We start from the raw sequence: 15,973 nt of genomic DNA, 5'->3' as shown, positions 1-15,973 counted from the left end.
AAGCTTCGAGCCCGCCCTTTTCTATTTGCGCTCACACGGCTAAAGGATCATACTTTTTTACCGGTCCGAAAGGCTGCCAATCTCTAAAAAATTCCGTTAAATCATTCAAACGGCCTTCAAATGGAGGAAAGACAAACGACAAAAAGTGCAATTGAAGCTGAAAAATCTACTTTCAGCCTTCTTTTTTCTTCAAAAATCTCCATTTTTCACATGACCTGCGCCGTCCAATCAAAACACGCAAACTTGACATAAATATCTAAAGTGTTAATATACTAACCGTGTTCGAAAAATACGAACAGAAATGCGAACAAAGGGAGATGTTAAAGATCTTTAATCAAAAAAACGTAGCTTTTATAGGGGCAGGATCAATGGCAGAGGGAATGATCTCAGGCATCGTTCAATCCAAAAAACTGCCTGCTTCGCAAATCTATGTTACAAACCACACGAACCACCGGCGTTTAGAAGAACTCCAGCAGAAATATGGAATACGAGGCGTCAGAAAAGAAGAACTTGACTATCAGAACATCGATTGCTTCATCTTGGCGATGAAGCCGAAAGATGCAGAGAGTGCTCTTATTTCAATGAAACCGCATATTCAACCCCATCAGCTTATCGTGTCAGTTTTAGCTGGCATATCAATTTCATTTATTGAAAACGAGCTGCACGACATGCAGCCTGTCATCCGAATCATGCCTAACACCTCAAGTGCAATCGGCGCATCTGCAACCGCCATGGCCGAAGGCAGCCATGTAACAGCCGATCTGTCAAAAACCGCGAAACAACTGCTTCAATGCATGGGAGAAGTCTATTCCATCGAAGAAAGCAAAATGGACATTTTCACCGGCATTGCCGGCAGCGGGCCTGCTTACTTTTATTATTTAATGGAGCACATCGAAAAAGCGGGAGCCGAGGCTGGATTAAGCCAAAAACTAACGAGGGAAATCGGCGCGCAGACATTGCTAGGCACCGCCAAAATGCTGTTGGAAAGCTCTGAAGATACAGCTGTTCTCAAAGACAACATCACTTCCCCTAACGGTACGACTGCCGCCGGTTTAAAGGCCTTGGAGGAAAGCGGCGGAGGCGAAGCGATCGAACAGGCGGTCAAACAAGCCGCAAAACGATCCAAAACCATCAGTCTCGAACTTGAACAATTAGTCGCAGCAAAGTAAGCACCCGTAACGAAGAAAAATACTACAGGAGTGATAAAATGACCTCTAATCAACAGAGGGTAGTTGTCAAAGTGGGAAGCAGTTCTTTAACAAGTCTTCACGGCGAAATCAGCAGCAAAAAACTCGAAAAGCTCGTTGAGCAGATCGTCCGCCTCAAAGATGAAGGGCACGAAGTCCTCCTCGTTTCCTCTGGCGCTGTGGCGGCCGGATACCGGAAACTTGGCTTCATCAACAGGCCGGATACATTGCCTGAAAAACAAGCATCAGCATCTGTCGGCCAGGGCTTACTAATCGAAGCGTATTCCAAGCTCTTTTTATCCCATGGCTATATCGCTTCACAAATATTAATCACAAAAAGCGATTTTTCAGATGAAAAACGGTACAACAATGTGAGAAATACGATGAATGTGCTGCTGAAACGCGGCATTATTCCGATCATCAACGAAAATGACACAGTTACCGTCAACCGGCTCAAATTCGGAGACAATGACACGCTTTCTGCTAAAGTGGCGGGTCTGATCGACGCCGACCTGCTGACCATCCTCTCTGATATAGACGGCCTTTATGACGCGAACCCGCGAAAAACGCCTGACGCCGCGCTCGTCCGGGAAGTAAATGAAATCACGCCGGAGATAGAAGCTTCAGCAGGGGATGCCGGAAGCGAAGTCGGAACAGGCGGCATGAAGTCCAAACTGGACGCTTTTAAAATGACAATGGCTTCAGGCATTAAAGGATTTTTAGGGCGTGCAGACACCTCCGGTCTGTTGCAAGAAGCAATCAGCGGGACTGCGAGGGGAACGTATTTTATTCCGAATGACGATTCACACACGCTCAACCATAAAAAGCAATGGATAGCATTTAACTCTGGACCTGAAGGAGACATCATCGTCCACAACGAAAGCAAAGAGTTTATTATCGACCGTAAAAAAAGCCTGTATCCTTCTAGTATTTACGAAATTAACGGCCGTTTCAGCAACGGTTCCGTCGTTCGAATCCTTGATCAGGAAGGAGAGGAAATCGGCCTCGGCGTCGTCAACTTTTCCTCATCCCAGCTTCGTAAATGGAAGAAGGATACGAATCAGGAAACAGCCGCTTCCTCACAGGCTGTCGTTGACAGAGAAGCGTTTGTCTGTCATTTAGAGCTATCCGTTCCGCTTTAAAAAACAAATCAAAGGAGGAATTGACATGACTGCGACGAGCGAGAGCATCAAGGCACAAATCGAAGAAAAAGCGATAAAGGCAAAAACGGCCGCAAAATCTTTGCGGCTGACAACTGAACAAGACAAGAATGAGGCGCTTGCAGCACTGGCCGAACACCTGAAACAAAACATGGGCTATATTCTCACTGAAAATGCCAAAGATATTGAAGCGGGACGAAAAAAAGGCTATGATGCAGCCTACATCGACCGCCTGTCGCTCAATGAAGACAGAGTTCTGGATTTTGCCGATGGACTGCTGGAAGTCGCGGAACTGGATGATCCGGTCGGAGAAACGCTATCAAGCTGGACGCTCGACAACGGGCTGAAGGCGGAAAAAGTCAGCGTTCCTCTAGGCGTCATCGGCATGATCTATGAAGCGCGTCCGAACGTGACTGTCGATGCGACCGGGCTCGCTCTAAAATCGGGCAATGCGATCGTTTTGAAAGGCGGCTCTTCCGCCATTCATTCAAATACAGCGATCGTATCGGTCATGCACCAAGCGCTGGAAACGACAGGCATTCCCCGCGATGCTGTTCAATTTATCGAAAGCACGGATCGAAGCGCCACGAAGCAGCTCTTCAAGATGAAAGAGCATATCGATGTACTCATCCCCCGGGGAGGCGGCGCCCTCATTCAGGAAGTCGTTGAGAACGCAACCGTTCCCGTTCTTGAGACGGGAGTCGGAAATTGCCACATCTATATCGACCGGGAAGCAGATCCTGAAAAAGCGATCAATATCATGATCAATGCGAAAACAGACCGCCCCGCCGTCTGCAATGCGCTTGAAACGCTGATCGTTCACGAAAAATGGCTTGAGGAAAACAGCGCAGCGCTTAGCAATGCTTTAAACGAACACGGTATTCAAGTTCACGGGGACGAACAGGCGGTTCAATGGATTCCAGGCGCGATACCAGCGGGGGAAGCCGATTGGCAGAACGAATATTTAAGCCTTGATCTCGCGGTTAAAGTCGCAGGAAGTCTTGAAGAAGCCTGCGATCATATCGAAACATACGGAACAAAACATTCAGAAGCGATTATCACCGAAAATCCGAAAACAGCCAAGGCTTTTCTGAATACCGTTGATGCGGCAGCACTTTATCACAATGCTTCAACCCGGTTCACCGACGGCGGCGCACTCGGCTTCGGCGCGGAAATCGGGATTTCTACACAGAAGCTTCACGCCCGCGGCCCTATGGGTCTGAAAGAATTGACCACATGCAAATATGTCATGAGAGGCGACGGCCATATCAGAGGATAAATAAAAAAGCCTGCATTGAAACTGCACCTGAATTGTCACCTGACAATCTTGAGGTGCAGTTTTTTTCTTCCGGCTGCATCCGCCGTATCACGGGAAAACATACAGGCGCAGTGGTATTTCTTCAAGCATCCTTTCTTTACATCCTTTCAATCAAATTACATAATGATCTATGATATAGAATTCAGAAGGAGAGTGTGCGTTATGCAACCCCCAACCGGAAAAACCTGTGTTCCGACCGGCGTGGAACTTAATAACACCGGTTTTGGATATACATTATCATTGATAAGCGGCAAATATAAAATAATCATTCTATATTGGCTGTCTGAACGCGAAGTTATGCGGCATAATGAGCTGAAGCGAAGCATCGGCACCATTTCCTTCAAAACGCTGAGCATTATGTTAAAAGAACTGGAGGCAGACGGCCTTATTATACGCAAGGAATTTCCCCAAATTCCCCCAAAGGTGGAGTATTCATTATCTGAACGCGGACGTTCCCTCTTACCTTTGTTCAATATGATGTGTGAGTGGGGAGAGAAAAACAGGCTGGGCTGACAGCCTGTTTCAACCGGAATGATTTCCGGTAAAAATTAAAGATTGTCAATAAAACGCAAATAATCCCGGGCGCTTATCTCCAATTCTCCTGCTCCCGGCCCGGGCGCTTCTTCCTCATTTCCGCCGGGCTCATTTTCCTTGCCGTAAAACGCAAAAAATGAACGATAGTCTGCATGACAATATCGGAATGTCGTTTCAAATGGAACTAATATTTGTTCAAGCGTATAGCGGTACCTTCCGTTTTCACAATAATCTTCTTCTTTAATTCCGGCGGATACACCTAATGCCACTTTACGATTGTTTAATCGATCACCTCCATTTGAACCATAAGCCCATCCGTAAGCCAATACATCATCAAGCCATTTTTTAAGAACAGGCGGACAGTTAAACCAATAGATAGGGAATTGAAAAACAAGATTGCCATGCGCTTCCACCAATTTTTGTTCTTTTTCCGCGTCAATGTTTCCATCCGGATAAACGTCGGACAATTCGTGAACCGTATACTTTTCCGGATATTTTTTGAGCTCCTCTACCCAGCACTTATTGATAACTGATGTTTCTAAACTTGGATGTGCAACGATAACCAGCGTTTTCAAATATTTTCCTCCTCCAGCATGTTTTCATCTTGAGTATAAAGTTCACACTGCGAATTTGTAAGTATGCACTTTTAGTTCAGGTACTTACGTAAAGGTAAGTATCAGTTGGTCATCAAACGGTGCGATTTTGCATGTCCAAAATCCTCTGGCATGAAAAATGCACTTTTTTAATATAATGTTACAAAGCTCTGCTGCCTAAGGAATTTGACGATCCAAAAAGGGGGTCACTTTATGAATTTTGAACTAACCAGAGAACAGCAAATGGTTCGCGAGCTCGCCAGAGATTTTGCGAAACAGGAAATTGCACCGCACGCCGAACATGTTGACAGGACAGGAGAATTTCCGGTTGAGACATTTAAAAAAATGGGGGAGCTCGGCCTCTTGGGGATTCCGTTTCCGGAAAGCTACGGCGGGTCAGGCGGGGATACGATTTCCTATGCGCTTAGCGTCGAAGAAATCGGCAAAGCGTGCGGAAGCACAGGTCTAAGCTATGCTGCGGCTGTATCGCTCGGGGCTGCACCGATTTATTATTTCGGCACCGAAGAACAAAAACAAGAATATCTCGTGCCGCTTGCGACGGGCCGGGCGCTCGGAGCATTCGGGCTGACCGAACCGAATGCGGGATCAGATGCAGGCGGCACCCGGACAAAAGCCCGCTCGGAAGGGGACAGCTATGTGATCAGCGGTGAGAAATGCTGGATCACCAATGCCGGATATGCCCGGACCGTCATCGTCACCGCCGTCACCGGAAAAGATGACAACGGAAAAAACATCATCTCTGCCATCATCGTTCCGACAGATTCGGAAGGCTTCACCATTAATAGCGAATATGACAAAATGGGTGTCCGCGGCTCCAATACATCACAGCTCATCTTGGACAATGTCCGCGTTCCAAAACAAAATCTATTGGGAAGCCCGGAAAAAGGGTTTAAACAATTTCTCAATACACTTGACGGGGGCAGAATTTCGATCGCCGCGCTGGCCGTCGGTATCGCTCAAGGCGCATTTGAGGCCGCGCTCGCATACGCACACGAACGAAAACAATTCGGCCGTCCGATCTCCTATTTCCAGGCGATTCAGTTCAAGCTTGCCGACATGGCTATGGAAATTGAGCTTGCCCGCAATATGGTGCTGAAGGCCGCCTGGCTGAAAGATCAAGGCCGGCCGTTTACAAAGGAAGCGGCTTTCGCCAAGCTTTATGCCTCAGAGATGGCGTTCAGGACATGCAATCAGTCCATTCAAATACACGGAGGATACGGGTATATGAAAGAGTACGGAGTCGAGCGGATGCTGCGGGATGCAAAATTAATGGAAATCGGTGAAGGAACTTCAGAAATTCAACGGCTCGTCATCGCAAGGCAGCTCGGCATAGGCAAACAAGCGTCAAAATGAAAACGCTTTCCGACAGAAAGGAGGGACAACGTTGGCAGAGCTGCTCCATTTGACTATCGGAAAATTGTTGGAGAAAACAGCGGCAAACGCACCTGATCACGAGGCTGTCGTCTATCCGGACCGCCGCCTCCGTTATACGTACCGGCAATTTGACCAGTTGTGCAGAAAAGTCGCAAAAGGGCTGATGGCGCTCGGTATTGAAAAAGGTGAACATGTCGCAATTTGGGCTTCCAATACTCCAGAATGGCTCACCGCCCAGTTTGCCTCGGCAAAAACGGGCGCGGTGCTTGTCACAGTCAACACGAACTATCAATTATCAGAGCTTGAGTATGTGCTGAAACAGTCAGATGCCACAACTCTCATTTTAATGGAATCATACCGGGGCACTTCTTACATTGATATCCTTTACAAACTGATTCCTGAATTGAAGGAGTCGGAACCGGGCAAGCTCGTATCTGAAAGACTGCCTTTCTTAAAAAATATTATTTTGATGGGAGATAAAAGGCATCCCGGCATGTACCTTTGGGATGACATATTAAAGCTCTCCGGGTCGGTAAGCGAAAAAGCGCTTGATCACAGGATGGAACGACTCAAAGAGCATGATGTCATCAATATGCAATATACATCAGGTACGACAGGCTTTCCGAAAGGCGTGATGCTCACTCATTCCAATTTGGCAAACAACGCGGCAAATATTGCGGAATGCATGAATTTATCGAGAAAAGACAGAATGTGCATCCCCGTACCCTTTTTTCACTGCTTTGGATGCGTGCTGGGGACTCTCGCTTGCGTCACCGTCGGCGCAACGATGGTGCCGGTGCAAGAATTCAATCCAAAAGAAGTGCTTTTCGCCGTTGAAACGGAAAAATGCACGGCGCTTCACGGTGTACCGACCATGTTCATTGCCGAACTGAATGATCAAGATTTTGCATCATATGACTTGTCTTCTTTAAGAACGGGTATCATGGCCGGTTCAAACTGTCCGATTGAAGTTATGAAAAAAGTGATCGATAACATGGGGATGTCTGAAATAACGATTGCATACGGACAGACGGAAGCATCACCGGTCATTACCCAGACGAGGGTCAACGATTCGCTCAAAAGAAGGGTCGAAACCGTAGGGCGCGCCTTGCCGAACGTTGAAGTCAAAATTACTGAACCGGGCACAAACCAGGAGGTTGCAAGAGGCGTTCAAGGCGAGCTGTGCACACGCGGCTACCATGTCATGAAAGGCTATTACAAAAATTCTGAGGACACGGCAGCGGTGATCGATGAGGACGGATTTTTGCATACAGGTGATTTAGCCGTAATGGATGAAGAAGGCTACTGCCGGATTACCGGGAGATTAAAAGACATGATCATCCGAGGCGGAGAAAACATATACCCGCGGGAAATAGAAGAGTTTTTATACAAGCATCCCAACATTCTCGACGTCCAAATTGTCGGAGTGCCTGACAAAACATTCGGTGAAGAGGTATCGGCCTGGATCAAACTGAAAAGCGGAGCATCCATGACAGCTGACGAATTAAAAGAATACTGCAAAGGTAAAATCGCCCGTTATAAGATTCCGCGCTATATCGCATTTGTCGAAGAGTTCCCGATGACGGCATCAGGAAAAGTGCAGAAATTCAAATTAAGGGAGCAGGCGCTTGAGCATTTTCAATTGTAATTTTCTCTTGCAAGTGCGACGAACTAAAATGAGGGACTCTTTTGTTTAACGGATCATCCGCACATGTAAACGGCTGCCGTGTAGCCTAAAGCTTTTAAAAGTGAAGCAAAACTGTATCTTGATTGGTTAAGGTACAGTTTTTTTATGAGCTTTTTCAAAAACACGTGAGACGATATTTTTCACGAATAAATAATGACAATTTATTTCCATTTCGCTCGGAGTGCGTTGAATTTTAGCACTGTTTTTTGAATAAAATGGTATAAACATCCTGATATTCCCTCCGTTTATTCATTCTATTTTGAGCTTTTCATATGTGATGAGCAGTAAAGACAAGAATTTTGAAGATGAGATCAAATAACCATTTTCTAAAAAATTATTGAATTTATTGTAAACATTGTTGTATTTTATCGAATTTGTATTACAATGATTCTCATACGTCTAATTTAGCCATATATTGTAATACAACCTGTAATTATTTTACTTTTTTATTCTCTTATATTTGAAATGGAGGGGTTCCATTGAACACAACCTACACTTTGACCCATGCTCAAAGGAGAGTATGGTTTACCGAGCTGCTCGATCCGGGAACAAGTATCTGCAATCTTGCAGCCTGTGTCAAATTCAGGGGCGCTATCGACCTTGATGTACTGCGGCGGGCTTTGGACTTTTCAGTTTCCCAGCATGATTCACTTCATTTTCAGCTGACAGAAGGGAAAGGGGAAGAGCCTGATCTTTATCTTGCTGAACATCACCCGCTTTCCATAGAGACAATTGATTTGACAAAGGCCGGCAAGTCCGAACGGAATAAGTGGATTGACGATCAGACTTCAATTCCGTTTAAGCTATTTCATTCACCGCTTTATCAATTCACACTGCTGGCGATTTCGAGCGAAGAAGTTTGGCTTTATGCAAAATTCCACCATATCATAATGGACGGTATTTCTCTTAATCTGCTAGGCAATCAGCTGATTGAGATGTATCAAAAAATGATTCGGAATGAACCCTTACCTCAACATCATGAACCTTCCTATCTCACCTATATCGAAAAAGAGAAGCAATACTTGCAATCTTCCCGGTTTGAAAAAGACCGCTTATTTTGGACAAACACTTACCACACCATTCCAGAACATTTCCCACTAACAGAAAAAGCCTTGCCTCAACAACAAAGCACCGCCGCTATAAGAGAAACCCTGACTCTTTCACATCCTTTGGCAGAATCAATCCGACACTTTTGCGAAAAGAATCAAATCAGCATTCTTTCTCTGTTTATGGCTTCGTTTTACATATGCATCAGCAGGCTGACATCCAGTAAGGATATTGTGATTGGAACCTATTACGGAAACCGCGCCTCCAGGCTGGAAAAAGACATGCTCGGTATGTTTGTGAGCACACTGCCAATCAGAATGGAAGTTGATCCTGATTGTGATGTTCTTTCCTTTGTCACAAGCATCGGAAAAGAACAGCTGTCAGTCATGCGTCATCAAAAATATCCCTACAATCTGCTGATGAACGAATTAAGGCATCAGCATGGTGATCTGCAAAATTTAATCGTCACTTCCATACAGTATCAGCCTCTTCAATGGCAACAAGCGGATGGCTTTGAATATGAAACGGCCATGTACTTCAGCGGGCGCACTGCAAATCAGCTGTCTGTTTCAATTAAAGAGCGCCTTGATACCGGTATCATACAGTTAAATTTTGATTATCAAACCGCTATGTTTACTGAACATGACATCAAACGGATTCAATCCCATCTTTTAACCGTTTTGGAGAAGGCGCTTGAGAAGCCGGATCAGCCGATTAAAAACATCGATATGGTAGAGTCCAACGAAAAGGAACGGATTTTATCTGTTTTTAACGAAACAGATTCCGTCAAACCTTTGGCGCCGACGCTGCATGGTTTTTTCACCCGCCGCGCGGCTCTGTCGCCGCACATGCCGGCGCTTCGTTTTTCCTGCGGTGTCTTAACGTACCGAGAGCTTGATCAGTATACCAATCAGCTCGCTGTCCGGTTGAAGAAAAAAGGCGTCGCCAAAGAAAGTGTCGTCGGCGTACTCGCCGACCGTTCACCGGAGATGGTGATCGCGGTGCTGTCTGTTTTGAAAGTCGGCGGCGCTTACGTGCCGCTTGATCCAGACTATCCTGAAGAACGGCTCAGATATATGCTCGCTGACAGCGGCGCCCGGCTTCTCGTCACAGGGCCGGGTTTGTCCGTCTCCGGATTTTCCGGGGAAACGCTTGAAGTTAACCTGTCGTCGTTTCAAGCAGAGACAGCGGAGACCGAACCGGTTTGCTCTCATACGGATGGCGGCTCACTCGCCTATGTCATCTATACATCCGGTTCTACCGGGACACCGAAGGGCGTCGCGGTTGAGCACCGCCAGGCTGCCGCCTTTTTGTCCGGGATGCAGCGCCAGTTCCCATTAACTGAAGATGATGTCATCGTGCTGAAGTCATCGTTTTCATTTGATGCTTCGATCTGGCAGTTGTTTTGGTGGATGATACCCGGCGCCTCCATGTATTTGCTTCCGCCGGGCTGGGAGAAGGATCCCGCTTTGATGACAGAAGCTTTCGTCAATGAAGGGGTGACAACGGCGCATTTCATCCCGGCGATGGCCAACAGTTTTTTAGACCAGGTGGAGATGGAAACAGAGGAGAAAAGGACAAGCCTTGCGAAAACCTTGAAACGCGTATTCGCCGGAGGTGAAGCGCTCGCTCCCCAGACAGCCGCCCGGTTTGCCCGATCTTTGCCGGAAACTGCGGTCATTCACGGCTACGGGCCGACAGAAGCTACGGTGGATGCCGCATTTTTTCAGTACGACCAAGAAAAAGACAGTGAACGGATGCGGCTTCCGATCGGAATGCCTGTACCGGGAGCCCGTCTTTATATTTTGGACAGTGAGAAAGCCGTCCAGCCCATAGGGGTGGCCGGAGAACTGTATATCGCAGGCGCGGGGGTCGCGAGGGGCTACTTGAACCGTCCGGAGCTGACGAAAGAACGGTTTCTTGATGATCCGTTTTATCGAGGGGAACGCATGTATCAAACGGGCGATCTGGCGAGATGGCTCCCGGACGGCACCGTTGAATGGCTGGGCCGCATGGACGGCCAAGTGAAAATCCGCGGCTACCGAATCGAACCGGGAGAAGTCGAAGCGGCGCTTCGCCAGATCGACGGCATAAGGGAAGCGGCGGTTATCGCACGGACAGAAGGGGAGGAAACCGCGCTTTATGCTTATATTGAAGGGCAAGACCAACAGACGGCACGGGCAGAGCTGGCCAAACGCCTGCCGGCCTACATGATGCCTTCATCCTTCATCGAGATGCGTGAATGGCCTGTCACTCCGAGCGGCAAGCTTGACCGCAAGGCGCTGCCCGCTCCCGCCGGAGCGGCTGAACGACACGCTTACACCGCGCCGCGAACCATCACGGAAATGAAGCTCGCCAAGCTTTGGGAAGAGGTGCTGAAATACGGCCCCGCCGGCACTCGCGATCACTTTTTCGAAGAGGGCGGCCACTCGCTGAAAGCGACAGCGCTCGTCTCCCGCATCGCCAAAGCGTTTGGCGTGCAGGTGCCGCTGAAGGAGATCTTCGCCAAGCCGACACTGGCAGAGCTCGCCGCTGTGATTCAGGAATTGGATGAAAGCCCGCATGCGGCGATTGAACCGGCGGAAAAACAGGACACCTACCCGGTGTCCTCGGCACAAAAGCGGATGTATGTGCTTCAGCAGCTGGAAGACGGCGGTGTCGGCTACAATATGCCGGCGGCGCTTAAGCTGACAGGACCGCTCGACCGCGCCCGGCTTGATGAGGTTTTCAGGCAGCTGATCCGCCGCCACGAATCGCTCAGGACGTCGTTTGAAACCGGGGCAGACGGCGAGCCTGTCCAGCGCATCCATGATGATGTCCCGTTTCAGCTGATTTTGGCGGCGGCTGAAGACTTTGTCCGTCCGTTCCGGCTTCAAGAAGCGCCGCTTTTCCGCGCCGCTCTTGTGCAGGAGGCGGAGGAGAGCCACCTTTTATTAGTGGACATGCATCACATCATTTCCGACGGGGTGTCTGTCGGCACCTTGATCCGCGAATTCAGCGAGCTGTACGCCAGCCGGACGCTTCACCCGCTGCGGATTCAATATAAAGACTACGCCGTCTGGCAACAGGCATTCAAACAAGGGGAGGCGTACAAAAGACAGGAAGCCTACTGGCTGAAGCAGCTCGATGGCGAGCTGCCGGTGCTGGAGCTTCCGGCCGACAACGCCCGCCCGGCGGTGCGAAGCTTTGCCGGAGATCATGTGTCCTTTTCACTTGATGCGGACACTTCAGCCGGCCTTTACAAGATCGCCCGCGACAACGGATGCACCCTGTATATGGTTCTTCTCGCCGCGTACAGCACGCTTCTTGCCCGGCTCAGCGGACAGGAGGATATCATCATCGGTTCGCCGATCGCCGGAAGGCCGCACAAAGACTTAGAGCCTGTCATCGGCATGTTTGTCAACACATTGGCGATCAGGACTCAGCCGGCAGAAAACAAATGTTTCAGCGATTTCTTAAAGGAGATCCGCGAAACGGCACTTGAGGCATTTGAACATCAGGATTATCCGTTTGAGGAGCTTGTCGACCGGCTCGATGTCGTCCGTGATATGAGCCGCAATCCGTTGTTTGACGTTATGTTCGCTCTGCAAAATATGGAGCGGGAATCACTGACTCTGCATGACTTGCATTTGACGACTATAGCTCATAACGCCCATAAAGTCTCTAAGTTTGATATGACTTTTTATGCAGCTGAAGAAGATCAAGAGACAATCCGTTTTGATGTTGAATTCAATACAGACATCTATCAGAAACAAACGATTAAGAAATGGCTTTCCTACTATATTCATATTCTCCATCATGTGATCGAACATCAGAACATTCATCTCGGAGATATCCATGTATTAGATGAACATGAGACAAGCTCATTCATTCACACATTTAATCAGACAAAACAAGACTACCCGAAACACGAAACGATCAGCCGTTTATTTGAATATCAAGCAGCCAAAACACCTCACGCCCCGGCCGTTATACATGATAGGCAAACCTTGACTTACCGGGAACTAAACGAACGGGCCAACAGAATAGCCGCTGCGCTTCGAGCAAATGGCGTCGGTTCAGAAAGTGTTGTCGCTCTATTAACAAGTCGCACCCCTGAACTTGCGGTCGGGATTCTAGGTATTTTAAAAGCCGGCGGAGCCTATCTTCCCGTCACTGAAGACATGCCGACAGAACGGCTGGAATGGATGTTGTCTGACAGCAATGCTGTGATGCTCCTCCAATCAGATCGATTAGAATCTCATATGGCAGGAAAACGGTTATTCATAGAAGACATCCAGCTTGAGGCCGGCATTTCAGCAAGCAATCCCGAACAGCAGGGCGGTCCTGATTCTCTCGCTTATATCATGTATACATCCGGATCAACCGGCACGCCAAAAGGCGTAATGGTTGAACAGCGCGGCGTCGTCCGTCTCGTGAAAAACAGCGATATGGCATTTTCACCTGAAGACAGGATTTTATTGACAGCGTCATTGGGATTTGACGCGATGACATTTGAAGTATTCGGACCGCTATTAAACGGCGCTTGTTTATACATCAGTGACAAGGAAACTTATTTAGATTCCGATCGGCTCAAAACATTCATACAGCAGAACGGAATCACGACTTTATGGCTGACATCATCCTTATTTAATCAATTATCAGAACAAAATGAACGAACATTTTCCGACCTGTCCAGATTGATTCTCGGCGGAGAAGCCCTGTCGCCAAACCATGTCAACCGCGTTCGCAACGCGGCGCCGGATCTCGCGCTATGGAATGGCTACGGCCCAACGGAAAACACAACATTCTCAACGTGCTTCCGGATTGAACACGAGTATAAGCATTCCATTCCGATCGGCCGCCCAATCGCTAATTCAACCGCTTATATTGTCAACAGCCGCGGGAGATTGCAGCCCGTGGGTGTCATCGGAGAATTATGCGTTGGCGGGGACGGGCTAGCCAGAGGCTACTTCGGGAGACCTGAACTGACGAAAGAAAAATTTGTGCCAAATCCCTTCGCACCTGGAGAACGGATGTACCGGACCGGTGATTTGGCCCGCTGGCTGAAGGATGGGACGATTGAATATATCGGCCGGGTAGATGATCAAGTGAAAATTCGCGGCTACAGGATTGAGCTGGGAGAAATTGAAGCAGCATTACGGCAGATTGACGGTGTCAAAGAAGCCGCTGTCATCGCGCGAACCGGTCCCTCAGGACATAAAGAACTCCTTGCCTATATGAGTCTGCAAGCGGAAATGAATATCGAGAAAGTCAGATCTCTTCTTTCTCAGCAATTACCCGGGTTTATGATCCCGGCGCATTTGGTTGAGCTTGCCGCCTTGCCTCTCACACAAAACGGAAAGCTCGACAGAAGAGCGCTGCCTGAACCGGAGACCACAACAATCAACACAGCATACACCCCTCCGCGCAACCAGCTGGAGGAACGGCTTGCCGTGATCTGGCAAGAGGTGCTCGGCGTTGAGAAAGTTGGGATTGAGGATTCGTTTTTTGAACTAGGAGGCGATTCGATTAAAGCCCTCCAAGTATCTGCGCGCCTTGGACGGTTTGACTTGAAAATCACGACAGGCGACTTATTCCGCCATCCAACTATTAAAGAAGCCGCACCTCTCATCCGCAAGACTGAGAGAAGTATAGATCAACGGCCGATTGAAGGAGAAGTACCTTGGACGCCCGTTCAGCGCTGGTTCCTCGCGCAGCATATCGAAGAGCGGCAGCATTTCAACCAATCTGTCATGCTTCACAGCTCAGAAGGATTTCAGGAACAGCCGCTGCGAACAGCTTTACAGCATCTTGTCATCCACCATGATGCCCTCCGTATGACAATCATCGATGACGGCGGCCAGCTGCAGCAATTTAACAGGGGAATTCACGGAGAACTTTACAGCCTGAACATAAGAGACCTTTCTAAAACGGCACAATGGGAGAACATGATTGAAGACGAAGTCGCTGATTTGCAGCGCAGTATCCATTTGCAAACAGGCCCGCTGCTAAAAGCAGGCTTGTTCAACACAATGTCGGGAACTTATTTATTTCTCACCATTCATCATTTAGTCGTCGACGGAGTCTCATGGCGGATTTTGCTTGAGGATTTATCGGCAGCATACAGTCAGGCTGCCGCAGGACAACCGGTTCAGCTTCCGCGGAAAACGGACTCATACCAATATTTTGCGAACCGGCTTGCCCAATACTCAGAGAGCAGCAAAATCATTCGCGAACAATCGTATTGGCGCACTGTTGAAGAAGAAAAAGCCGCTTTACTTCCTTGCGAAAAACTGCATATCGCTGCGGACAACATTCGGAAAACAGAAAGCTTTACCCTTTCCGAAGGAGACACACACGTTTTAATCCACAAGGTCAACAACGCCTACAACACAGACACCCAGGATATTTTGCTGACGGCAGCATCATTAGCCCTGTGTGATTGGCTGGGAGAGAGGAAACTGCGCATCGCGATGGAAGGACACGGGAGAGATCACACCCTTCCTGAATTAGATATCAGCCGGACAGTCGGCTGGTTTACCACAATATATCCTGTATTGATTGATTTACACGCAGCCGAAGGCGAGTTGGGGCTGGCGGTGAAAACAGTCAAAGATACGCTCGGCAGAATACCTGATAAAGGAATGGGATACGGCATTTTAAAATATTTAACAGCTCCAGAAAACAAAACAATCCAGTTCGGCAAACCGCCTGAAATCGGATTTAACTATTTAGGGCAATTCAATGATACAGAACGCCAACAAAAGTTCAGTTTTTCGGGGCTTGCAAGCGGGAAAGACATCACGTCCACTTGGCAGCGTGAGCAAATGTTGGAAATGAGCGCCATGGTGAGGCAAAATCAGCTATATTTCAATTTAAGTTACCCGCCAAGCCGGTTCCATACAACAACAATGAAACAGCTGCTGCACACGTTGAAACAATATTTGCACAAGATCATCAAGCATTGCGCCGGTAAACAAGAAACAGAAAAAACAATCAGCGATTTTAGCAGCCAATCGTTAACAGCGGAAGATTTGGACAATATTGCGAGCTTTGTCGAAGAACTGTAG

Annotated in this window: 8 protein-coding genes; 7 read left to right on the top strand and 1 reads right to left on the bottom strand. The window is 48.1% G+C overall.

The genetic code is table 11. The features are described from left to right. Positions 1-317 precede the first annotated feature (317 nt). The 4 genes from proC to MST20_RS05815 all read left to right on the top strand — a co-directional run bounded on the left by proC (position 318) and on the right by MST20_RS05815 (position 4,178). The gene (proC, locus tag MST20_RS05830) at positions 318-1,169 is read left to right on the top strand and encodes a pyrroline-5-carboxylate reductase (protein ID WP_243940722.1); all 852 of its coding nucleotides are present in this window, start codon (positions 318-320) and stop codon (positions 1,167-1,169) included. A gap of 38 nt (positions 1,170-1,207) precedes the next feature. Continuing rightward, positions 1,208-2,329, top strand: coding sequence for a glutamate 5-kinase (proB, locus tag MST20_RS05825; RefSeq protein ID WP_165427166.1), 1,122 nt, complete (start codon positions 1,208-1,210; stop codon positions 2,327-2,329). Positions 2,330-2,354: 25 nt separating this feature from the next. Further along, on the top strand, positions 2,355-3,626 hold the full coding sequence (locus MST20_RS05820; RefSeq protein WP_243940720.1) for a glutamate-5-semialdehyde dehydrogenase: 1,272 nt from the start codon (positions 2,355-2,357) through the stop codon (positions 3,624-3,626). A 201-nt stretch (positions 3,627-3,827) separates the two neighbouring features. Then, a complete protein-coding gene (locus tag MST20_RS05815; RefSeq protein ID WP_243940718.1) occupies positions 3,828-4,178 on the top strand; it encodes a winged helix-turn-helix transcriptional regulator in 351 nt (116 codons plus the stop codon). A 35-nt stretch (positions 4,179-4,213) separates the two neighbouring features. On the opposite strand, the gene MST20_RS05810 is transcribed toward MST20_RS05815, so the two are convergent. Continuing rightward, positions 4,214-4,774: an NAD(P)H-dependent oxidoreductase gene (locus tag MST20_RS05810; RefSeq protein WP_243940716.1), complete on the bottom strand. Its 561-nt coding sequence runs from the start codon at positions 4,772-4,774 to the stop codon at positions 4,214-4,216. 231 nt (positions 4,775-5,005) lie between these two features. Here MST20_RS05810 and MST20_RS05805 point away from each other — a divergent pair, with 231 nt between their 5' ends. The 3 genes from MST20_RS05805 (at position 5,006) to MST20_RS05795 (ending at position 15,973) form a co-directional block, all read left to right on the top strand. After that, positions 5,006-6,166 carry an acyl-CoA dehydrogenase gene (locus tag MST20_RS05805; RefSeq protein WP_243940714.1) on the top strand — a complete coding sequence of 387 codons (1,161 nt, stop codon included), beginning with the start codon at positions 5,006-5,008 and terminating at the stop codon, positions 6,164-6,166. Positions 6,167-6,197: 31 nt separating this feature from the next. Next, positions 6,198-7,835 carry an AMP-binding protein gene (locus MST20_RS05800; RefSeq protein WP_243940712.1) on the top strand — a complete coding sequence of 546 codons (1,638 nt, stop codon included), beginning with the start codon at positions 6,198-6,200 and terminating at the stop codon, positions 7,833-7,835. Between the two features lie 518 nt (positions 7,836-8,353). Beyond that, complete coding sequence (locus tag MST20_RS05795) at positions 8,354-15,973, top strand: non-ribosomal peptide synthetase (protein WP_243940710.1); 7,620 nt, start codon at positions 8,354-8,356, stop codon at positions 15,971-15,973.

The organism is Bacillus sp. B19-2 (assembly GCF_022832475.1).
In the GTDB taxonomy this organism is placed as follows: domain Bacteria; phylum Bacillota; class Bacilli; order Bacillales; family Bacillaceae; genus Bacillus; species Bacillus paralicheniformis.
Note: the sequence above shows the minus strand (reverse complement) of the source record. Positions and strands in the feature narration are given on the sequence as shown.

Excerpts from the sequence above, each read along its gene's own strand:
- proC (WP_243940722.1), top strand. The coding sequence starts at position 318 with ATGTTAAAGATCTTTAATCAAAAAAACGTAGCTTTTATAGGGGCAGGA.
- MST20_RS05815 (WP_243940718.1), top strand. The coding sequence starts at position 3,828 with ATGCAACCCCCAACCGGAAAAACCTGTGTTCCGACCGGCGTGGAACTT.
- MST20_RS05805 (WP_243940714.1), top strand. The coding sequence starts at position 5,006 with ATGAATTTTGAACTAACCAGAGAACAGCAAATGGTTCGCGAGCTCGCC.
- MST20_RS05820 (WP_243940720.1), top strand. The coding sequence starts at position 2,355 with ATGACTGCGACGAGCGAGAGCATCAAGGCACAAATCGAAGAAAAAGCG.
- proB (WP_165427166.1), top strand. The coding sequence starts at position 1,208 with ATGACCTCTAATCAACAGAGGGTAGTTGTCAAAGTGGGAAGCAGTTCT.